Consider the following 21,444-nt stretch of genomic DNA (forward strand, 5'->3'; position numbering starts at 1 on the left):
AGGCCAGCCAAGCCCCACGACTGCCTCAACACGCGAAAAGGCGCCACGGAAACCACTCCGTAGCGCCTACTCGGCGTGCCTGCCGGGCGCGCCTAACGGCTGGAAGGCGCCGGCACAGGGTCGGTCGCCTCCACGGCCGGGGTCTGGTCGGCCGCTGCCTGCCGGTTGGTGAGGGCGCGTTTACGCCCCCGCAGGGTTAGGGCCACTCCCCCGGCGGCCAACGCCAGGTAGAGGGCGACGGTGAGGGCGGTGGGCATCGTGAAGCCAAAGGCGTTCTCCGCCCCACCCACGATGGTGCCGACATTCAGCAGCACAATGGCGGTGCCCACGAACCCGCCCAGCAGGATCGGGTTGAGGCGGCTAATCAGCCACGCCGCGACCGGCGCGGTCAAGCTACCGCCGACCAGCAGCGCCACGACGGCGGCCGCGTTCGCGACCAAGTCGTCCCACAGACCCACCACGAAGCCGAGTGTCGCGCCGAGGGTGACCAGAAACTCCGCGGTGTTGACCGTGCCCACGATCCGCCGCGGCTGCTGCTTGCCCAACGACAACAGCGTGGACGTCGTGACGGGTCCCCAGCCACCGCCGCCGGTGGCATCGACGAAGCCGCCGACCGAGCCCAGCCCCAGCAGGAACGGGGTGGAATGCGGGGTCTCGGTGAGCTTACGCGTGACCCGGCCGCGGGAAAAGCGCCAGACCAAGTTCAGGCCGACGGCAAAGAGGATGGCCGAGGTAATCGGCGCCGCAACGTCCAGCGATAGGCTGGAGAGCACCGTCGCGCCGGCAAACGCCGCAATCGACCCCGACACCGCCAGGCGCACGACGGTCTTCCAGTCGATATTGCCGAAACGCCAGTGGCTAATCCCGGAGACCAACGTGGTGCCCAGTTCCGCGGTATGCACGACGGCCGAGGCCTGCGCCGGTCCGAGGCCGGCCAGGAAGATGAGGATGGTCGTCGAGGTCACGCCGAAGCCCATGCCGATACCGCCATCGACCAGCTGGGCAGCCGCACCTCCCACCGCAATCAAGAGCAATGCCGTCATCTAGACACCCGCCTTCAACAGTTCCCGTGCCGCCAGCTTGCCATGCTCCCAGTGCTGACCGTGCCCGTCGCACTTGCCGTGCTTGCCGTGCTTATACGCGGCACCGTACCGCGCCGCGACGATGCCCGCGAGCGCAGCGCCCAGCGGTGGTTGACAGGTCACGCTCGCGCCCGTCGCCGCCTCGATTTCCGGCACGGCCGCGGTCAGGCGGTCGAGCAGGAGGCCGTCGGTGACGAACATCGGCACCACGTGCAGGCGCGCGTGGTGCTGGGTGTGCTGCTGGGCGTGCTTTCTGCCCTGCTGGCGGGCTAGGTGCTGGACGGGCTGCTGGGCGTACTGCTGAGCCTGTTCCTCGGCGTGTTGGCGGGCTAGATGCTCCAGCCCGGTCACCCCGCGCGGGGCGTCCGGGGAGTCCTTCGTGGCAAAGAGCGTGGACCAGCCTAGCTCAGCCGCCAGGTCGGTCACGGCGGCGTTCGCCTCCGAGTCGGCAGAGCCCACCGCGTAGAGCACGCCGTGGTCATTTGCCGGGCAGCGCGGGGCCAGCACGTCGGCGAGATCCGCGCCCGTGCCGAGGCCGGTGGCGGCCTTGAGGGGCAGGCCGGTGGCTGCTTGGGCATCGGCGAGCACGGCCGGGTAGTCCACGCGCTGGTGGTAGCCGGGGGTAAACAGCAGCGGCACGACGACGGCATCGTCGGCCCCGCGGTCGCGCAGGCCGGCGGCGGCACCGGCTAGGTCGGGATCGTTGAACTCCAGGTGCGCGGCGGCGGACAGAGACACCCCGGCTCGGCGCGCGGCCGCGGCGGTAAGCCGCTCGATGCCGGCGGCCGCCCCCGCCCGGCGCGAACCGTGGGCGAGGGTGATGAGAGCGCGCTTAGGCATCGTTGGCCTCCTGCCGGGCCGTGGAGTGGCCACGCCGGCGCAGCGACTGCTGCAGCGCCTCCTGGGACGAGGGCGCAGGCGACGGGGCGACCGGCGAGTCGTCCTGGCCGTGGAAGCGCACCGAAAACACCCGGCGGCAGTCCTGGCAGTTCCAGGCAAACTCGTCCTCGGTGTCCGGGAAGAGCTGCGTGCCGGCGCAATAGGGGCAGTACGTCGGGTGGTTGCGGTTCGGGTTGGGCTGGCGGCGAAATCTCATTGCAGGTCCTCGTCCGGAGCGCGCAGCACCCACTGGCGGAACTGTTCGCCCTCGGTGCGCTGCTCCTTGAACTTGGTGACCAGGCGGATGACGTAGTCCGTGACCTCGTCGGCTAAGACCTTGTGCCCGCGCAGCTTGCGCCCGAAGTCTGGGTCCAAGCCCAGCGCACCGCCCAGGTGGACCTGGAAGCCCTCCACGCGGTTGCCGTCCTTATCGGTCAGGGTCTGGCCCTTGAAGCCGATGTCGGAGACCTGCGTGCGGGCGCAGGAATTCGGGCAGCCGTTGAGCGCGATGGAAATCGGCACGTCGAGATCATCGAGGGCGTCCTCGAGCTCGTCGACGAGCTGGATGGCGCGCGCCTTCGTGGTCACGTGCGCGAGCTTGCAGAACTCCAGGCCGGTGCAGGAGATGACGCCGCGGCGGAACTCGGAGGGGTGGGAGTAGAGGCCGGTGGCGTCGAGGGCATCGCTGAGCGCGGCGACCTGGTCCTCCGGCACGTCGAGGAAGAGCAGCTCCTTCATGGGCGTGGTGCGGATGCGGGTCAGCCCGAAGCGCTCGGCGACGTCAGCGATGGCGATGAGCTGCTCGCCGGTCGCGTGCCCCACGGTGGGCTTGACGCCGACGTAGTAGTTGCCGTCCTGCTGCTGGTGCACGCCCAGGTGGTCGCGGCTGCCCGGGTTGATGGGTGTGGGCACGCCGTCGGCTAGCGGGGCGTCCAGGTACTCGTCCTCGAGGACCTGCCGGAACTTCTCGACGCCCCACTGCGCCACCAGGAACTTCAGCCGCGCACGGTTGCGCAAGCGGCGGAAGCCGTAGTCGCGGAAGATGCCGACCACGCCGGCCCAGACCTCCGGCACGCGCTCCAGGGGCACGAAGGCGCCGAGCGAGCGGGAGAGCATCGGGTTGGTGGACAAGCCGCCGCCGACGAAGCAGTCGAAGCCCGGGCCGTAGTCCGGGTGGTTGGTGCCGATGAAGGCGACGTCCTGGATTTCGTGGGTGACGTCCTGGCGCGCGTTGCCGGAGATAGCGGTCTTGAACTTGCGGGGCAGGTTCTGGAATTCCTCGCGGAGGAGGTAGTCGTCGACGATTTCCTCGATGGCGGGGGTGGCGTCGATGATTTCGTCGGCCGCGACGCCGGCGACGGGCGAGCCGAGGATGACGCGGGGGACGTCGCCGCAGCCCATGAGCGTGGACAGGCCGACGGCGTCGAGGCGGTCCCAGATTTCGGGGACATCCTCGATGCGAATCCAGTGCAGCTGGATGTTCTGCCGGTCGGTGAAGTCCGCCGTGGAGCGGGCGAAGTCGCGGGAGATTTCGCCGACGACGCGCAGCTGCTGCGGGGTGGCGCGGCCGCCGTCGAAGCGGATGCGCATCATGAAATATTCGTCCTGCAGCTCGGAGTTGTCGAGCTGGCTGGTCAGCTCCCCGCCCAGGTTCTGCTTGCGCTGCGTGTAGAGGCCGAGCCACTTGAAGCGCGGGGCGAGGTCGTCGGCCGGAATGGAGGAGAAACCTTGTTTAGAATAGATGTCGATGACGCGCTGGCGCGCCGACATGCCCCCGTCTTCCTGCTTGATGACCTCGTCGTTGTTGAGGGGGTCCTGGCCGTCGATTTTCCATTGGCCCTCGGGCTTTTTCGGCCGGGCGGATCGCTTTCGCTCTTTGACGTCGGTTGCCATAGTCGTGTGCCTTTCCGTGTGGCGCGGGGCGGGAAAATTGTGCGACCAAAGTCTAGCGAACAAACAGGTACGGTCTAGCTAGACCGCTCGGTCTTAGATGGAGGCGGTGGATATATATGCCTTGCGCTGGGGTTTGGCAGGTGCTTTGGCTAGAAAATAATTAGCACGGCGGGGCCACCTGAATTCGGTTAGCCAAAAGTTACGCGGACCACAATAGCAAAAACCCGCCCTGCGCTGGGTTTATCAACGCCGGGGCGGGTTGGTCTAGACGGCTTGGTACGCCGCGGGGTGGGTGGTTAGCGCGGCAGGTGAATGCCGAACTTGTCCAGCTGGGCGGCGATGGTCCGCCAGTTGAATGCCAGGCCGATGCCCGCCGCCAGAGCGGCGATAATCGCGACGATGGGGCCGGCCTTGCTGGAGCTAGAGCTGGAGTCGGAGCCGTTGCTGGAGTCGGCATCGGTGGCATCGCCGGCGTTGTGGGCGCGGGCGGTCAGCCACTCTTCCTCGTCGAGGACGCTGTTGACCAGACGGGTCTCCCCGATCCAGCCGTACCACGGATCCTGTGGGCGCTTGTTGTCCATGCCCGCGCCCATGACCCAGCGCAGCTCGCGCGGCAGCAGGCCCTGCGCGCCGGCGGCGTTGCGTAGGATGGGAGCGCCGTTGATGAACATCTCGACGGTGTCGCGGTCCGGGTCGTTGACGACGGAGACATGCATCCACTCGTCGGTGGGCACCTCGTGGGACCAGACGGTGCTGCCGCTGCCCTCCTCCGGCTCGGCCCACCAGCGCAGCTCGCGCAGGTTGGACACGCCCATCATGACGGTCGGGTCGGTGTCGGTGGAGCCGTCGACCAGGTCGGCGATGGAGGAATCGCGCGCGATTGCGTTGCCCCAGCCGTGCTTCTCGCCGTCGAAGTCGGCCGGTAGCTTCACGAAGGACTCGAAGGTGTAGCCGCGGGAGGTGTCGACGTTGTTGATGGCGGCATCGGGGGCGGACTTGAACCAGGCCACGGCGGGCTTGCCGGCCGGGTCGGACCAGTAGAGGGAGCCGGTGTCAGCGGACAGCGGGTGGCGCTCGGTGCTGTAGGTAACGCGGTCGGCCAGGCCGGACTCGCGGGTGAGATCGCCGTCGCCGTGGATGTCCGGGATGATCGCACCGCGGCCAGCGGCCTCGCCCTCAGCCAGCTGCTTGCCGTCCAAGGTGGTCTGGCCCGGGCGCCAGTGGAAGACGGTGTCCTCAGCCTTAACGTAGTCCTGATCATCAATGGGCAGCTCGTCGTCGGTGATTTCATAGGGCTTGTAGCCCTCGGCGACGATCTCCTTGGCCTTGCCGGCCAGGTCGCCTTCCTGGCCTTCGCCGGCCTCCCACTCGGGGGCGAAGCCGGCGAAGCGCTCCTTGAAGTTCAGCGGGACGCGGTAGCTATCGCCCTCCCCTTCCAGGATGAGCTTGTCGAACTGGGTCAGCTCCTCGTGCGGCTTCTTGGCCACCCACGGCGACAGCGCGGCCATCTCCAGCTCGTTGCCGGACAGGTCGAATTCCAACACACCTAGCAGGCCGTTACCGCCCTGGTAGGCCATCTGGTAGTCCTGCAGGATGGAGACGACCTCGTGGCCGGCGTCGTTGGTGTCCACGCGGTAGCCGGCGCCGTGGTGGTGGCCGCCCATGGTCAAAAAGATCTGGTCGTTTTTGCGGATGAACTTGTCCCACAGGCCCTGGCCGTAATCGTCGGAGTAGAAGACCTGGCCCTGGCCGTCGATGTTGAGCGCCTCGTGGGTGGTCAGGATGACCGGCAGGTCGGGGTGGGCGTCGATGACGCCTTGGGCCCAGTCCAGGGTGACATCGTTAGCACGCCAGGCCAGCGCCAGGACCAGGTACTGCTGGCCCTCGGCCTCGAAGATGTGGTATTCGGACTCCTGGTTGGGCACCTCGTGGCGCTCGCCGAAGGTGTCGTTGCCGGCGGCGCGGGAGGCCGGGAAGTGGGTGCCAAACGGGTCATCGTCGGCCATGTCGTGGTTGCCGGGCAGGATGGAGTAGTTCAGATCGGAGTCGTCCAACACACGCATGGCCTTGTCGGCGACGTCCCACTCGCCGGCAACGTCGGCCTGGTCGACCACGTCGCCCAGGTGGGTGGCGAATTCCATGTTGAGCGCGTCCTGGTTGTCGGCCAGCCACTCCATCTGGGACTGGTAGGGCTCGCTGCCGTAGCGCTCGCTGGCCAGGTTGCCGGTCTCCGGGGTGGAATAGCGGGAGTAGAACTGGGTGTCCGGGATGACGCCCAGGGTGAACCGGGAGCCGGCATCCTCGGCGGCGGTAGCAGGGGCGATGACGACCAAAGAAGAAGCCACCGCGGTAGAAACCACGGTGGCGGTGAAACGACGGTTCGGCATGACGGCCTTTCCTTTTACTAGAACGATTCAATACGCGATGAATATTAAAACCGCCTAGTAAACGGCTGGGGACACCCGCGTGAACAGGAGCTTATGCACGGATGAAGCTTAAGACGTCCTGGACGATGCCGTCTACCTCGTCCTTGCTCGGTGCCTCCACGTTCAGGCGCAGCAGCGGCTCCGTGTTGGAGGCGCGCACGTTGAACCAGGCCGGGGTGCCCTTGAGATCCACGGTCACGCCGTCCAGGCGATCGACGCCGGCGATCTTGTCGGCCATGCCGGCCAGCACGGCCTGGGTGGCGGCGTCCTGGTCGTCGACGGTGGAGTTGATTTCGCCGGAGGCCTCGTACTTAAGGTAGTCGGCCATGAGCTCACTGAGCGGCTTGTCGCTAGCGCCCAGGGCGGCCAGCACGTGCATGGCGGCCAGCATGCCGGAGTCGGCGTTCCAGAACTCCTGGAAGTAGTAATGGGCGGAGTGCTCGCCGCCGAAGACGGCGTCGTGCTCGGCCATCTGGGCCTTGATGAAGGAGTGGCCCACGCGGGTGCGCACCGGAGTGCCACCGTTGGCCTCGACCAGCTCCGGCACGGCGCGGGAGGTGATCAGGTTGTGGATGATGGTCGCGCCCGGGAACTTGTCCAGGTAGCGCTCGGCGACCAGCGCGCAGATGGCCGACGGGGAGACCGGCTGGCCCAGCTCGTCCACGACGAAGCAGCGGTCGGCGTCGCCGTCGAAGGCCAGGCCGATGTCCGCGCCTTGGTCCTTGACGAAGGCCTGTAGGTCCACCAGGTTCTTCGGATCCAGCGGGTTGGCCTCGTGGTTGGGGAAGGTGCCGTCCAGCTCGAAATAGAGCGGGCGGATGTCCAGGTTCAGCCCCTCCAGGACGGCGGGGACGGTGTGGCCGCCCATGCCGTTGGCGGCATCGACAGCGACGACAAGGGGACGGGTGGCGGACAGGTCGACGAGCTTGTTGAGGTAGGCCGCGTAGTCGTCCAGGACCTCGCGGGCAGTGGCCGCGCCCGGCTCGCCGTCGAAGTCGGGCACGCCGGCGGCCAGCATGTCCTTGATGTCGGCCAAGCCCGTGGCCTCGCCCACCGGCTTCGCGCCGGCGCGGCAGAGCTTGATGCCGTTGTACTTGGCCGGGTTGTGGGAAGCGGTAAACATCGCGCCGGCGCAGTCCAGGTCGCCGGAGGCGAAATAGAGCTCGTCGGTGGAGGTCAGCCCCAGCATGACCACGTTGAGGCCCTGGGCGTTGACGCCCTCGCCGAAGGCGGCGGCCAGCTCGGGGGAAGACGGGCGCATGTCGTGGCCGATGGCGACGACGTGCTCACTCTCGGAGCGCATCAATGCCGCAAACGCCGCACCGACCTCGCGCACGAAGTCGACGTCGATGTCCTCGCCCACCACGCCGCGCACGTCATAGGCCTTGATTACTTGGTCCAGCTTTTCACGGTCTCGCATAAATACCCAGTCTAGTCCGCCGCCGCGGCGGTTGAGTCACGGGCCGGGCTCCCCATGGGTTACTGGTAGCTAACTCACAGGCAACGGGAGGCTAGCTATTGCTGCCCGGGTCTGGGACCACGGACAGGTGGGCGCGGCGCTGCTGCTTGGCGGTGGCCACGCGGCGGGTGCGGAAGACCGGGTGGTTGGAGCGGGCCGGATCGGCGCCGTCGAAGGTGGGCGCGTAGTCGATGGGATCCGCGCCGGAGCCGGGCTCGCCGCCTTCGACCAGCCCGGTGGTCACGCGCCCGCCCTCGCGGACGGCCTCGGCTAGGGCCAGGAGATCGTCGTCGTCCTCGATGTCTACCTGGTCGACGCGCAGCATCTCCCAGCCCTGCGGGGCGGTGATGCGCTCGGCGTGCTCGGCGCACAGATCCCAGGAGTGTGGGTCTTCTTCTTCCACGAGCGGGCCGACCACGGCGGTCTGCTCGGCGTAGGCGTAAGTCAACGTAGCCACGGCTTCACGGCCGCAGCCGGGGCGGGAACAACGTCGAAATTCAGTCACAGCCACACAGTCTAGACCTCAAGTAGTCATTTAGACAGTCCCCTACCGGCGCGCCCCGAAAAAATCCGCCGCGCGGCATCCTAGAGTAAGCCTCATGCCCGCTACCCCGCCGCTTTCCGTCCGCCGCGACCGCCACGGCCGCGGCCAGCGCGGCCCACTGTTACCGCAGCAGACGCCGCGCTTCCGCACGCGCGCCCAGAGCTTCGACATGGCCGTGCTGGAGGCCTACGCACCCATCCAGAACGCCTTCGCCGACCAGCTGACCACCCTGGACCTGGCCGTCGATACCGTCCCGCGGATGCGCCTCCGCGCCGACATGACGGTGCTGCCCGACGAAATCGTCGCGGACGGACCCGTACCCCTGGGGCGGATCGTGCCGGCCGGCGTGGATGCCAAGGGCCGGCCGACGCGCTCGCGGCTGGTGATTTTCCGCATGCCCATCGAGGCCCGCTGCGCTACCCGCGAGGAGCGCAGCGAACTCCTGTCCACCGTGCTGACCCCCCTGGTGGCCAACTACTTGAACCTCAGCCCGCAGGACATCGACCCGCGGTTTAGCTGGTAGCCGGCACGGGCGCGCACCGGCCTAAAAAGCGCCCCAAAATCTCAAAAATCCCAGCCCGGCAGGCTGGGAGCGGGCAGCTACCCGCGACGGACAGGCCAGGTTAGTTAGCTGATTTCTCGCTTCAGGCGGCGGCGTTCGCGGTCGGAGAGGCCACCCCAGATGCCAAAGCGCTCGTCGTGTTCGAGCGCGTATTCCAAGCATTCATCCCGTACGGCGCAGGCCTGGCAGATTCGCTTCGCTTCCCGAGTGGAGCCTCCCTTTTCCGGGAAGAATGCCTCCGGATCGGTTTGCGCGCACAGCGCCTGGTCTTGCCATTCTTGCTCGACCGCCCCGAAAAGCTCGTCGATGGACATCTCTGCAGCAGCACCGCCACGGGGAATGGCGCCGTTAGCCATGTCTTTCACGCCTCGTCCTTCCTCCGTAGTTTGCAGTAGTTAAAAGTTCAGTCAGTTCAGTCAGCCTTAGCCAGCCCGGGGGGCCGCGCCAAGTGGTTTCTTACACTGTTGTTATTTCACACTGTATCACTAAATATCGTCAACCCATCGGGAGCTAAATTAGCGAAAAGATCCCGAAACCCCACGTCACTATTCACATTCTTCACACAGATCACAGACGGGACTTCCCCGGGGGAGATGGCGGGGGTACTACATATAGGGGCCACCCCGATCCCTGTTCACAATTCACAGGAATCCCCGGCGTGTCGCTACCCTTTTGCCAGGTTTTGATCCTGGCGGCCACGGACGAGGCAGTCCTGGCTGCTCAGCTCGCCCAACCGGCCCGGGCAGCCCGGCAACCTAGCCGCCTGGGCGGCCCAGACAATACAGGGAGCGCCGCCAGCGCAGGTGGCATCGGCAGTCCGAGGCGACCGCGGTGATGGGGGCTGCGGGGTGGAAGCAGGTGGCATCGGCAGCACGAAGCGGGCCACCAGCCGGTGGCCCGCCAGGCAGGTTTAGGCGTCGGAGGAGAAACGGACGCCGCGGTCCGGGATGACAACGCCCGGGAAGATGCGCATGCCGCCTTCCAGCTCGCAGCGGGCGCCAATCTGGGCGCCCTCGCCGATGACGCAGCCGTCGATGTGCGTGTTGGCGCCGATGTGCGCGCCGGAGGCGATGATGGAGTTCGTAATCACTGCGCCCGGTTCGATGGTCACGCCGTCGAAGACCACGGTGCCGTCTAGGCGGGAGCCGGCGCCAACCTCGGAGCCGCGGCCCACGGAGGTGCCGGACAAAAGGAGCGCTCCCCCAGCCACGCCGGCGGAATCATCCACGATGGCCTCGCCGGTGCGGCCTGCCAGCAGCGGCGACGGCGCGATCCCGCGGACCAGGTCGGAGGAACCGCGCACGAAGTCCTCCGGGCGGCCCATGTCGCGCCAGTAGGAGTTGTCCACATGCCCAATGACCTTGCGTCCAGCCTCGAGGACCTGCGGGAAGGTCTCGCGCTCGACGGAGACCACACGGCCGGCTGGGATGGTGGCGATAAGCTCCTTGTCGAAAACGTAGCAGCCAGCGTTGATCTGGTTGGTGGGCGGATCCTCAGTCTTTTCCAGGAAGGCGGTGACCTGGTCGTCGGCGTCGGTGGGCACGCAGCCGAAGGCGCGCGGGTCGGCGACCTTGAGCAGGTGCATGGTCAGATCCGCTCCCTTGGAATGATGGGTTTCCAGAATGGAGTTGAGATCCATGCCGGAGAGCACGTCGCCGTTGAAGACCATGGCGGTGTCGTGCCGCAGGTGGTCGTAGACGTTGCGGATGCCGCCGCCGGTGCCCAGGGCTTCTTCCTCGACGACGTATTCGATCTCCAGGCCCAGCTCAGAACCGTCGCCGAAGTATTCCTCGAAGACCTCGGCCTTGTAGGAGGTCGACATGATGACGTGGGTGATGCCGGCGGCCTGGATGCGCGCCAGCAGGTGCTGCAGGAAGGGATAGTTGGCCGTCGACAGCATGGGCTTGGGCGTGCCGATGGTCAAGGGGCGCAGGCGGGTGCCGCGTCCACCGACGAGGATCACGGCATCAGTAACCGCGCCCAGATTGTCTGCTGCGGCAGTCTCGTGGTCGGCCATAGAATCCATCTTTCTTTGGTTTAGTTAATAATATTCTCGCCCGATTGTAGAGCCCGGGCCCCAGCCGCCGCGCCTCGCCACGCGCGTGCCACCGCCATTTTTCTCGGCCGCCGACACCGCTCTCTGGGGTGTGACCACGACCTAGCAGGCACAACGCCGATAAAGGCGGGCGCTAAACTTTGTCTGTACCTTTCGCCACAGCCAGCCCGGCGCGCAGGCGCAGCCCCGCCCGCAGCAGCCAGCGCAGGGGCGCTTGCCACGCCGCTGGATGCCGGTCCGCCTGGAAGCGATAAGCGGAGTCGTGATGAGCGCGCAGCATGGCCGCCGAGTGCGCCTTGGTGGAATGCCCCTGGGCGTGCGTGATGACCGCCTCCGGGCAGAAGACGTTACGGTAGCCGGCGCGCGCCAGGCGGTCGCCCAGGTCCACGTCCTCCAGGTACATGAAGTAGCGCTCGTCGAAGCCGCCGACGGCTGCGAAGGCCTCCCAGCTGACTAGGAGGCAGGAACCGGACAGCCAGCCGGCCTCGCGCTGGCGGGCCATGTCCTCGCCCGCCCGGTAGCGCGCCGACCACGGGTTGGACGGCCAGATATCGGAAAAGACCGCGTGGCCAACCCCGGTCAGCAGGTCCGGCACCGCGCGCGCCGAGGGGTAGTTGCTGCCGTCTGGCTCAACGATGCGCGGTCCCACCGCCCCCACCCGGTCCCAGGCCCGGGCACAGGCTAGGAGGGCATCGAGGGAGCCGGGCGAAAAGGCCACGTCCGGGTTGGACAGCAGCACCCAGTCCGGGTCGATCTCACCGGCCGCACGCAGCTTCTCCAGCGCCTTGACGCCGGCGTTCATGCCGCCGCCGTAGCCCAGGTTGCCGCTGGTCGGCACGAAGTCGACGTCGTCGCGCTCGCGCGCGGCCGCCTCCGGCACACCGTCGGTGGAGCCGTTGTCAGCCAACACGACGTGGGTGGGCCGGCGGCAGGCCCCGGCCAGCGAATCCAGGAAGTCCGCCAGGAAAGCGCCGGGCGAGTACGTCACAGTCACCACGGCCAGCGGGGTTTGGTTCTGAGTAGTCACAATGGCTTCCACACTACCGACCCCGCCTGGCCAGCTCGCACGCGACACGACCCGGCGCGCCCAGCTCCGACCGCCAGGCCTGGGAAGCTTCGGCCCCGCCACAACGCCGGCAAGAAAGCGTAAAGGGCGCTGAAGGCGCGGCCGGCTTTCGGGGATTTACCCGCTCTCGCCTAAACTGAGTGCTATCATTTCCCAGTTCCAGTACCCCTCGCTACCAGCAGTCCAACGGAAGTCGAACTTGTGAACAAAGAACCCGCCCGTCCCGTGCGCGATATTCAGCCCGCCCCCACGCGCGGTCCGCAGACCGCCCAGACCGGGTCCACAGCGCTGAAGACCGTGCTGACCATCCTGTCGGTGGTAGTGCTGGTTATCAGCGGCATCGGTTATGCCACCATTGGCCGCCTGGGCGGGGACCTGTCTTCGGTGTCCAACCTGCAGCTCGGCGGCGGGGGCGGCTTTAAGGATAAGGACGCCGCGGACGGCGCCGTCGACATCCTGCTGGTCGGCTCCGATTCGCGCTCGGACGCCCACGGCAACCGCTTGAGCGACGAGGAGCTGGAAAAGCTCCACGCCGGCGTCGACGAGGGCGAAGAAAACACCGACACCATCATGGTCATCCGCGTGCCCAACGACGGCTCGCGAGCCTCCGCCGTGTCCATCCCGCGCGATACTTATATCTCCGACGACGAGCACGGCAACATGAAGATCAACGGCGTCTACGCCGCACACAAGGGTGCGATGACGGACCAGCTGCAGGCCGAAAACGACGAGGCCGAGGCCGCCGGCAAGTCCGCCCCGCACGACGCCAAGGAGATCGAGCAAAAGGGCATCGAGGCCGGCCGCGCCGCCCTGCTAGAGGAGGTCCGGGATCTCACCGGCATCGAGATCGATCACTACGCGGAGATCGGCCTGCTGGGCTTCGTCCTGCTGACCGAGGCCGTCGGCGGCGTGGACGTCTGCCTGAACGAGCCGGTCGATGATGAGATGTCCGGCGCCAAGTTCCCCGCCGGCGAGCAGACCCTGCACGGGGCCGACGCCCTGGCCTTTGTCCGCCAGCGCTACGGCCTGCCCCGCGGCGACCTGGACCGGATCACCCGCCAGCAGGCCTTCATGGCCTCCCTGGTCAACAAGCTGCTGGACGCCGGCACCCTGACCAACCCGTCCAAGCTGGGCAAGATTTCCGAGGCGGTGGAGCGCTCCGTCGTCATCGATGAAAACTGGGACGTGATGAGCTTCGCCACGCAGCTGGCCGATCTGGCCGGCGGCAACGTCACCTTCAACACCATCCCGGTCACTTCCGTGGACGGCACGGGCGACTACGGCGAGTCGATTGTCACCATCGACGTGGCCGAGGTCCACAAGTTCATGGACGATCTGGCGCGCAGCCAGGAGGAAAAGGGCAAGGAAGAGGCCCCGACCAAGGACTCCGGCGACGCCGCGGACGCCGGCGATACCCCTGCCCACGTCGACGGCGTCGAGGTCCACGTCCTTAATGCCGGCTCGGTATCCGGCCTGGCCGGCGGCGTGGGCTCCTTCCTGGAGGGCGAGGGCTACACCGTGGCGCGCACCGCGAACGCGCAGCCGGGGGTCTACGCCGAGTCCCAGGTGGTCGCCGCCGATGCCAATGATGAGAAGGCCAAGGCCCTGGCGGAGAAGCTCGGCGGCCTGCCCATCACCGTCAACGAGAGCTTGGATGATTCCACCCTCATCGTGGTCACCGCCGACGAGTACTCCGGCCCCTCCGATGAGGAGGCCCAGGGCCCGGCCGGCGAGGCCGACGCGAACGCCGATGCCCCCGTCGGCACCCCGGGCGGCGATTTCGGCACCGCCGAGGTCTCCCCGGAGATCGACGCCGGCGGCAACGGCCCGCGCTGCGTGAACTAGCCACACAACCACATCGCCGACGCACAGCCGGCACCGCCGCCTGCCACCGCCCCAGCGCCGTGGCGGGCGGCTTTTGCCTACCATGGGGTGCCATGGATTTCCTCAAAGCTTTGCTGGACCAGGATCCGGCCGCCCCGCGCATTACCGTCTACACGGAGGCCACCGGCGCCCGCCTCGACTTTTCCGCCCAGACCCTGCAGAACTGGGTGGCGAAGATCGCCAATATGCTGGCCGAGGAGCTAGACTTGGAACCCGGCGACACCATCGCCGTGAACCTGCCGGTCAGCTGGCAGGCCGCCGTCATCTGCCTGGGCGCCTTGGCCCGCGACATCGACGTCCAGCTGTCCACCAGCGCTAGCGCCGGCTCCGAGACCGCGCAGGTGGTCTTCACCAGCCCGGAGCGCTTCGAGGATTACCCGGGCCGCGACGTCGTCCTGGTCACCGAGGATCCTTTCGGCCGCGGCGTGGTCGAATCCGGCGGCACGCTGCCGCTGGGCGCCATCGACTTCGGCCCCACGGTGCGTTTCTACGGCGACCAGTACTTCGAGCCGACCACTCCCCTGTCCGAGCTCGTGCTAACTGACGCGGCCGCAGCCAACCCTGACAGCCCCGCGGGCCACGCCGGCGAGGCTCACAGCGGCCACGGCGGCCCCCGTGTGCTAAGCACCGGCTGGCACGATTGGGCCAGCTTCCGCGCGAACGTCTTGGAGCCGTTGGCACTGGGCGGGTCCGCGGTAGTGGTCTCGGGCCTAGCAGATGACCACCGTTTAGAGGAAATCCGGGCCAACGAAAAGGCCACTGAGCTGCGATAACAAAATAGTTTTTACTTTGGGCGTGCATTCTTTGCCGACCTACGTTAGTATCGTAATCGCGAGGCAGCGTGGCGCCGGAACATCACCCCCCGAGCGTTCCGGCCGCCCCACCTCGCACCCGTTGCCCCTCTGCCTATCACCCCCCCCGAGCAGGCAGAGGGGCAACTTCATGCCTTCAGCCCTCAGGCAGCGAACTCCCGCTTGCAAAGCAGTGATATATACCACCGGCACGGGCTTTTATTCTCCGGCGCACAGCGTATATTTCCTTCTCATAGCAATGCATCTTCCCCGCCCGCACAAGCCAGTGCGGAGGGACAATTTTTCCTCGCAACCTATTCCTGAGCGCACCTACCCGTGGTGGCAGGTGATGTGCCTGTCCGGAGTGGACTATTTCTCCACGCTGGGATACCAGCCCGGCATTGCGGTGCTGGCCGCCGGCGCACTCGCCCCGGCCGCGACCCTCATCCTCGTGGTCGTCACCCTGGCCGGTGCGGTGCCGGTCTACCGGCGCGTGGCGGCGCGCTCGCCGCACGGGCTGGGATCTATCGCGATGATGGAGGCCCTCACCCACGGCTGGTGGGGCAAGCTGCTTGTGCTGGTGCTGCTGGGGTTTGCCGCCACGGACTTCATGGTCACCATCACGCTATCGGCCTCCGATGCCTCCGCACACCTGCTCGGCGCCGCCGACAGCCCGCACCAGCTTCCCGTGACCATCGCGCTGGTGTGCGTCCTGGCCCTGGTCTTCCTGGTCGGCTTCCGTGAGGCCGTCGGTGTGGCCGTGGCCCTGGTCGTCACCTACCTCTCGCTAACCCTGGTGGTAGTGTCCGCCGGCCTGTGGCAGCTGGCCACCCACCCGGCCCTCCTGGGCGACTGGGCCGCTACCCTCCACGCCCAGCACGCGCACCCGGTGGGCATGGCCGTGCTATGCCTGATTGTCTTTCCGAAGCTCGCCCTGGGGCTGTTCGGTTTTGAGACGGGCGTGTCCGTCATGCCGCTTATCCGCTCGCAGTCCCTGCCGCAGCGCATCAGGCGGGCCCGCCGGCTGGTGACCACCAGCGCGGTGATTATGAGCCTTCTACCTGCTGGCCTCCTCCCTGCTGGTGACCACGCTGATCCCCGCCGACCAGTTCGGCGCCGGCGGCAGCGCCGACGGGCGGGCGCTGGCCTGGCTGGCCGAGCACTACCTCGGGGCCTCCTTCGGGCAGTTCTATGGATACGTCACCACGACCATCCTGTGGTTCGCCGGTGCGTCGGCGATGTCGGGCCTGCTCGCTTTGATCCCGAAGTACCTGCCGCGGTTCGGCATGGCCCCGGAGTGGGCCAAGCGCTCCCGGCCGATGGTACTGTTGCTCAGCGTTATCGCCATCGGCATTACGTACCTCTTCGACGCGGACGTGGACAAGCAGTCGGGGGCCTATACCACCGGCGTGCTGGTGGTGATTTTCTCCGGCGCCGTGGCGGTTACCTGCACGGCGCGCGCCAAGGCCTGGTTCGCCACCATCGCGGTGGTTCTGGGGCTGACCCTGGCCGCCAACCTCGTGGAGCGCCCCGACGGCCTGCGCGTGGCCGGCTTCTTCATCGTGGCCATTGTCTTGAGCTCGCTGGCCTCCCGCACTGTGCGCTCCTACGAGCTGCGTGACAACGGTACCTCCTGGGACGCAGCCGCCCTAGAGTTGCTCGAGGTCCCGGGCCCCAGCATCCAGCTGATACCGGCAGCCCCCTGCCCCGACCTGAGTACTAAGAAGCAGCGCGTTTGCCGCGCCCACCACCTGGCCGGCACCGCGGACATCGTGGCGCTGGAGATTTCCGTGCGCGATCCCAGCGCCTTCGCCGAGCCCTATACCGTGCGCGGTGTGGACGGCGCCCTGGTGGCCGAGGCCGCCTCGGTCTCCAACGCGGTGGCCGTTATCGCCCTGGACATCCAGCGGCGCACCGGCAAGCCGGTGGAGGTCTACTTCGAGTGGGCCGACGACGGCCCGCTCAAGGCCGCCCTGCGCACCGTCCTTCCTGGGCCGTGGCCAGGTCGCCACCGTCACCCGGGAGATCCTGCGCCGGACAAGCCTGGACACCGGCCAGACCAGTCCCAGCGTGCACGTGGCTTAAGCAGGCGGCACACAGCCGACTTCACCGCCCCCCAAACCCCGTCCCCCACCCGCACAGGGTCGCGCATGGCAGTAAAGCCGCATAACTCACGGCAGCCTGCCGCCTGCGACGGGCGAAACACCCCGAAACAACTGTCCCAGTGCCCAGCTAGCCCTATGATTGCACATTTTTTATCACTTCCCACCCATCAATGGAGGCCAGCCTAACCGGAGTGATGCAGTTAACCTCTAGTTAACTTGACGCGTAAACAAAAACCAGATCCATTCTCCCTACGTCAGGCGAGCTCCAGCTCAATAACGCTTTTAACACTGTTTACCGGCCGGCGGCGCCTGAGAATTTCCTGATTTTTCACCCCCCATTTCACCCCCACCCAAAGGTGTCAGATCTTGCTCGTAGTTTTTGTTGTATACACTTTTTAGCCCTAAGTGGATAATGATTTATCCCGCCGTAGCCAGCAAATCTGTAGAAAAAACTCAACAAAGGATGGGCCGGATGTCCGAGCCTCAAAAACAATACTTTGTCTAGACATCTGACTATTGCGGTTCTTTGCAGCGGCCTTTACGTTGGATTGCATCACGCCATGAGGAATGCGTGTCGTACTGTCAAAACCCATCCCCTACTTCAGGAGATTTTCCTTATGAATATCCGTCGTCGTTTCGCCGGCCTGACCGCTGGCATCATCGTTGCGGGTACCGCCCTGACCGCCCCGGTCGCCGGTGCCGCTACCCAGACCGAGTCCTACCCGGAGACCCCGGCGCTGAACCCGAAGCTGCCGATCATCCACACCACCCACGGCTCCGACCACATGAAGGCCAACGTGCTGAACCCGCGCCCGGTCTGCAACCCGTGGGAAGACCACCGCACCGTAGTCTACAAGGCCACCGACACCTTCATGCCGGCCGGCACCATCTCCACCACCAACCAGACCAAGAAGGACATCCCGCTCAGCCAGGACCTGTCCAAGTCTCAGTCCATCAACGTGGAGATCAACGGTGACCGCACCTCCACCACCTCCATGAACCTGGGTGGCGGCTACTCCAAGGATGGCGGCGAGTCCTCCGTGGGTATCTCCCAGTCCATCGCCACTAAGATCGGTGCTTCCGCTTCCTACTCCCTGTCCTGGGACGCTGGCCAGACCATTGGCCCGTACGACGTTCCGCCGAACCACACCGGTGAGGCCACCTACGGCTTCCGCGTCCTGAACATGACCGGTACCCAGCAGTACTGCAAGCCGAACGGCACCTGGTCCACCCCGACCTTCTGGTCCGCTCTGCAGCCGGTCAAGAACGAGGTCCGCGTCAAGCTGTACGACGACCTGGCTGACTCCTTCGCTCCGAACAAGGACGCTCAGAACACCACCGACGTCAACGACCCGAAGGTTGTTGAGGAAGACAAGGACCCGAAGGCTGACGCCGAGGTTATCGCCGAGAACGAGAAGCCGGTTGAGGAAGAGGTTGCTTCCGAGGCTGAGGGCGACAAGGAAGAGGCTGCTGACAAGAAGAAGCAGGAAGAGGTCGACAAGGGCGAGGCCGCCGAGGAAGGCTCCGAGCTGGACCTGAAGCCGTTCATCAAGACCTCCGGCGCTAAGCACGCTGGCTTCGCCGGCACCGTCGCCGTCGGCGCTGAGAACGTTGGTTCCAAGCGCTACTACGGTGATTTCCCGGCCGTTCAGTTCCGCGTCGATGTCAAGACCGATGAGGGCCCGGAGGGCGTTGACCGCCTGATCACCCCGCGCTCCACCAACGGTGCCCACATCCGCGACCTGGGCTTCGATGAGAAGACCTCCACCCGCTCCTTCGAGGTCAACCTGTCCAACCCGATCAACAAGGGTGACAAGCAGGAGCTGGCGTTCTTGGACTTCGGCGACGGAGACACCAAGGAAGGCCGCCTGAAGAACTACATCACCGTTACCCAGACCTCCCGCCTAGACGGTGACAACTCCAAGGGCAACGACCAGAACGTTGACTCCCGCAAGGTTGGCACCAACGACTTCGGCAAGAAGCACAGCGGCCTGTACTAAAGACCACTAAGTTCCTTCGGGCCGAAGGAACTACATGGGACTAACTGCTCATCGGCTAAAGCGGTGATGCTATAAACTCCCTTGGCAGCGCATTGGGAATGTGATTCCTTCTAGCGCAACCAAGGGAGTTTTCTTTTTGGGACAAGATTGAATTGAAGGTCGAGATAGCTAATGGAGATCCCAATTCTTTATGACCTTTTGTGGATTGTCATCCCCCTCATTTGTATCGTCCTTACTGTTGTCGTCTTCCTTTGGGAGAGACGACAAGGAAGTCCTAGCGTTCGGATTATTCTTTGGTGCCTTGTCCAGTTCGGGTTACCGCTGCTGGGCTTCTTGCTGTGGCTAGTCCTCCGCCGTTTTCCCCGAGGTCACTCAGCCGGCCCGCAACGCTAATTTAGACCCACTGCCCGGTCTGCCTGACATCTCACTGAGGTGTCGCAGACTGGGCGGCGCCTTTTTGTTTTCTTCCCAATTGTCTTGGCCCGGCTCGCCTGGGGCCATAAAATTGGTTCCATGTCCGATAACACTAAGAACCCGCCGCGCATCCTGGCGATCACCGCCTGCCCCACGGGCATCGCGCACACGTATATGGCGGCCGAAAACCTCACCGCGGCCGCGCAAGAATTAGGTTTCGATCTCCAGGTCGAAACGCACGGTTCCATCGGCGTCGAGGGTGCATTTACCCCCGCTGATATTGAGGCTGCCGATGCCATCCTCATCGGCGCCGATACCGTCATCAACAAGGAGCGCTTCGTAGGCAAGCGCCTGCTGGCCGCCGGCGTCGACGACGCCATCAAGCGCCCGAAGGAGCTGCTGCGACAGTCCCTGGAGGCCAACACCTTCACCGACCGCCAGCTGCAAAAGCAGCAGGCCGACCAGCCCGGCCCGGACGCAGGCGCCACGTCCTCATCCTCCGGCATCGCCGGCGTGGGCCAGACTATGTACAAGGCCCTGATGAACGGTGTCAGCCACATGATCCCGTTCGTGGTCACGGGCGGTCTGCTGCTGGCTGTGGCCCTGTCGGTCGGCGGCACGCCCACCCCGGAGGGCCTGGCCATCCCGGAGGATTCCTTCTGGTTCACCATCTCTGAGCTGGGCACCCTAGCGTTTTCCCTGATGGTACCGGTGCTTTCCGGCTATATCGCCGTCGGCATCGCAGACCGGCCAGGGCTTGCTCCGGGCCTGATTACGGGCTTTATCGCCACCACCGGTTCTCTCTACGGCTCGGAGGCCGGCGCCGGCTTCCTGGGCGGCATCGTCACCGGTATCTTGTCCGGCTACGTGGCCCTGGGAATTAGGAAGATCCCGGTCCACAAGTTCATCGCGCCCATCTGGCCCATCATCGTCATCCCGATCCTGACCACGCTCATCGTGGGTCTGGCCTTCATCTGGCTCATCGGCGCCCCGATTGCCAGCGTCTTCGCCGCGTTGACCGAGTACCTCGCGGGCATGCAAGGTGCCTCGGTGCTGGTGCTGGGTGCCATCATCGGCGCCATGATGGCCTTCGACATGGGCGGGCCCTTCAACAAGACCGCCTTCCTCTTCGGCGGCGGCATGATCGCCTCCGGTAACGCGCTGCCGATGGGCATGGCCGCGGCCGCCATCGCCGTCCCGCCGCTGGCCGTGGGGCTGGCCACGCTTATCCGCCGCACCTGGTTTACCAAGGCGGAGCGCGACTCCGGCATCGCCGCACTGTTCATGGGCTTCTTCGGTATCACCGAAGGCGCCATCCCGCTAGCCGCGGCCCGCCCGCTGCAGGTCATACCGGCCAATGTCGTCGGCGGCGCCATCGCCGGCGCCCTGGCCGGTGCCTTCGGCGCGGCCGACCACGTCATGCACGGCGGCCCCATCGTCGCCCTGCTGGGGGCGGTGGACAACGTCGTCGGCTTCTTCATCGCCATGGCTACCGGCGTGGCCGCCACGACCATCCTCATCCTGGTCTTGGTGGGCCTCACCCAGAAGAAAAACCCCGCCGCCGAAGAGGCACAGAACACCGACGCCGACACCGCCAACACCGCCGATGCCACCGCCACCCAGCCCGGCACCGACACCACGGCTGCCGCGGTCCCGGCCGGCGCCGCGGGTACCGCCACTGCCGCCCCGAGCGCCACGGCGACCGCCACGACTCCCAGCACGCTCATCGACCCTTCGGTGGTGCTGCTGGATCCGGATACCGTCTCCAGCCGCGACGACGTCATCCGTGAGCTCGTCGCCGCCGCAGCCACAAGCGGGCGCATCACCGACGCGGATGCCGTAGTGGACGCCGCCGTCGCCCGGGAGGCCAAGCACTCGACCTCCGTGGGCAACGCCGTGGCCATCCCGCACGCCCGCGTGGCCGGCGTGGCCGCCCCGACCCTGGCCTTTGCCCGCCTGGACGAGCCCGGCATCCCCTGGGCCGCGGACGAAGACCCCTCCCGCCTAGTCTTCCTCATCGCCGTGCCCGACGATGCCGGCAAGCAGCACCTCAAGCTACTGTCCAAGCTGGCCCGCAGCCTGATGAAGCAGGACTTCCGCGATAAGCTCTACGCCGCCGCGGACCGCCGCGCCGTCGTCGCCCTCGTCGAAGAGGCAGTGACCTAACCACCGCACGACCCTGCCGGGCGCAGAAAAGCGGCCGAGGACCGGATCCACCATCCAGCCCTCGGCCGCTTTTGTCATTCCTGAGCCCGCCCCTGCCAGACATCCGTCGGGTCGCAC

At 66.3% G+C, this 21,444-nt stretch carries 17 protein-coding genes; 6 read left to right on the forward strand and 11 right to left on the reverse strand.

Translation table 11 applies throughout. The annotated features are described in order from the left end of the window. Positions 1-92: 92 nt before the first annotated feature. From QQS52_RS01570 to QQS52_RS01600, 7 genes are all read right to left on the reverse strand, one after another. Positions 93-1,043, reverse strand: coding sequence for a sulfite exporter TauE/SafE family protein (locus QQS52_RS01570; RefSeq protein WP_472772280.1), 951 nt, complete (start codon positions 1,041-1,043; stop codon positions 93-95). Then, positions 1,044-1,922, reverse strand: coding sequence for a sirohydrochlorin chelatase (locus QQS52_RS01575; protein WP_472772281.1), 879 nt, complete (start codon positions 1,920-1,922; stop codon positions 1,044-1,046). Further along, complete coding sequence (locus QQS52_RS01580; protein ID WP_472772282.1) at positions 1,915-2,178, reverse strand: hypothetical protein; 264 nt, start codon at positions 2,176-2,178, stop codon at positions 1,915-1,917. The genes QQS52_RS01575 and QQS52_RS01580 overlap by 8 nt, the downstream gene beginning before the upstream one ends. Beyond that, positions 2,175-3,854 (reverse strand): nitrite/sulfite reductase, encoded by a 1,680-nt coding sequence (locus QQS52_RS01585; RefSeq protein ID WP_472772283.1) that lies wholly within the window; start codon positions 3,852-3,854, stop codon positions 2,175-2,177. Before QQS52_RS01585 ends, QQS52_RS01580 begins: the two co-directional genes overlap by 4 nt. Positions 3,855-4,150: 296 nt before the next feature. Further along, positions 4,151-6,241, reverse strand: a complete 2,091-nt coding sequence (locus QQS52_RS01590; RefSeq protein ID WP_472772284.1) for a LamG-like jellyroll fold domain-containing protein — start codon at positions 6,239-6,241, stop codon at positions 4,151-4,153. Between the two features lie 91 nt (positions 6,242-6,332). After that, on the reverse strand, positions 6,333-7,700 hold the full coding sequence (locus tag QQS52_RS01595; RefSeq protein WP_472772285.1) for a phosphomannomutase/phosphoglucomutase: 1,368 nt from the start codon (positions 7,698-7,700) through the stop codon (positions 6,333-6,335). Between the two features lie 91 nt (positions 7,701-7,791). Further along, a complete protein-coding gene (locus tag QQS52_RS01600; protein ID WP_083319157.1) occupies positions 7,792-8,244 on the reverse strand; it encodes a DUF3499 domain-containing protein in 453 nt (150 codons plus the stop codon). A 94-nt stretch (positions 8,245-8,338) separates the two neighbouring features. On the opposite strand from QQS52_RS01600, the gene QQS52_RS01605 reads away from it, so the two are divergent. Beyond that, the gene (locus tag QQS52_RS01605) at positions 8,339-8,806 is read left to right on the forward strand and encodes a metallopeptidase family protein (protein ID WP_472772286.1); all 468 of its coding nucleotides are present in this window, start codon (positions 8,339-8,341) and stop codon (positions 8,804-8,806) included. A gap of 104 nt (positions 8,807-8,910) precedes the next feature. Here the strand turns inward: QQS52_RS01605 and QQS52_RS01610 are convergent, their stop codons facing one another. The 3 genes from QQS52_RS01610 to QQS52_RS01620 all read right to left on the reverse strand — a co-directional run bounded on the left by QQS52_RS01610 (position 8,911) and on the right by QQS52_RS01620 (position 11,928). Next, on the reverse strand, positions 8,911-9,159 hold the full coding sequence (locus QQS52_RS01610) for a WhiB family transcriptional regulator (protein ID WP_210400090.1): 249 nt from the start codon (positions 9,157-9,159) through the stop codon (positions 8,911-8,913). Positions 9,160-9,755: 596 nt separating this feature from the next. Next, the gene (gene manB, locus QQS52_RS01615; protein WP_472772537.1) at positions 9,756-10,862 is read right to left on the reverse strand and encodes a mannose-1-phosphate guanylyltransferase; all 1,107 of its coding nucleotides are present in this window, start codon (positions 10,860-10,862) and stop codon (positions 9,756-9,758) included. A gap of 172 nt (positions 10,863-11,034) precedes the next feature. Beyond that, a complete protein-coding gene (locus tag QQS52_RS01620; protein WP_472772287.1) occupies positions 11,035-11,928 on the reverse strand; it encodes a glycosyltransferase family 2 protein in 894 nt (297 codons plus the stop codon). A gap of 240 nt (positions 11,929-12,168) precedes the next feature. On the opposite strand from QQS52_RS01620, the gene QQS52_RS01625 reads away from it, so the two are divergent. Together QQS52_RS01625 and QQS52_RS01630 are read left to right on the forward strand one after the other, a co-directional pair. Continuing rightward, positions 12,169-13,812 carry an LCP family protein gene (locus QQS52_RS01625; RefSeq protein WP_472772288.1) on the forward strand — a complete coding sequence of 548 codons (1,644 nt, stop codon included), beginning with the start codon at positions 12,169-12,171 and terminating at the stop codon, positions 13,810-13,812. A gap of 92 nt (positions 13,813-13,904) precedes the next feature. Beyond that, positions 13,905-14,624, forward strand: coding sequence for a TIGR03089 family protein (locus tag QQS52_RS01630; RefSeq protein WP_472772289.1), 720 nt, complete (start codon positions 13,905-13,907; stop codon positions 14,622-14,624). Between the two features lie 501 nt (positions 14,625-15,125). On the opposite strand, the gene QQS52_RS01635 is transcribed toward QQS52_RS01630, so the two are convergent. Further along, complete coding sequence (locus QQS52_RS01635) at positions 15,126-15,338, reverse strand: hypothetical protein (RefSeq protein ID WP_472772290.1); 213 nt, start codon at positions 15,336-15,338, stop codon at positions 15,126-15,128. Positions 15,339-15,724: 386 nt separating this feature from the next. Here QQS52_RS01635 and QQS52_RS01640 point away from each other — a divergent pair, with 386 nt between their 5' ends. From QQS52_RS01640 to QQS52_RS01650, 3 genes are all read left to right on the forward strand, one after another. Next, positions 15,725-16,933, forward strand: a complete 1,209-nt coding sequence (locus tag QQS52_RS01640) for a hypothetical protein (RefSeq protein WP_472772291.1) — start codon at positions 15,725-15,727, stop codon at positions 16,931-16,933. Positions 16,934-17,364: 431 nt separating this feature from the next. After that, positions 17,365-18,747, forward strand: coding sequence for a hypothetical protein (locus QQS52_RS01645; protein ID WP_472772292.1), 1,383 nt, complete (start codon positions 17,365-17,367; stop codon positions 18,745-18,747). A gap of 513 nt (positions 18,748-19,260) precedes the next feature. Then, positions 19,261-21,327, forward strand: a complete 2,067-nt coding sequence (locus QQS52_RS01650; RefSeq protein ID WP_472772293.1) for a fructose-specific PTS transporter subunit EIIC — start codon at positions 19,261-19,263, stop codon at positions 21,325-21,327. Positions 21,328-21,444: the final 117 nt, after the last annotated feature.

Source organism: Corynebacterium sp. 1103A (assembly GCF_055700955.1).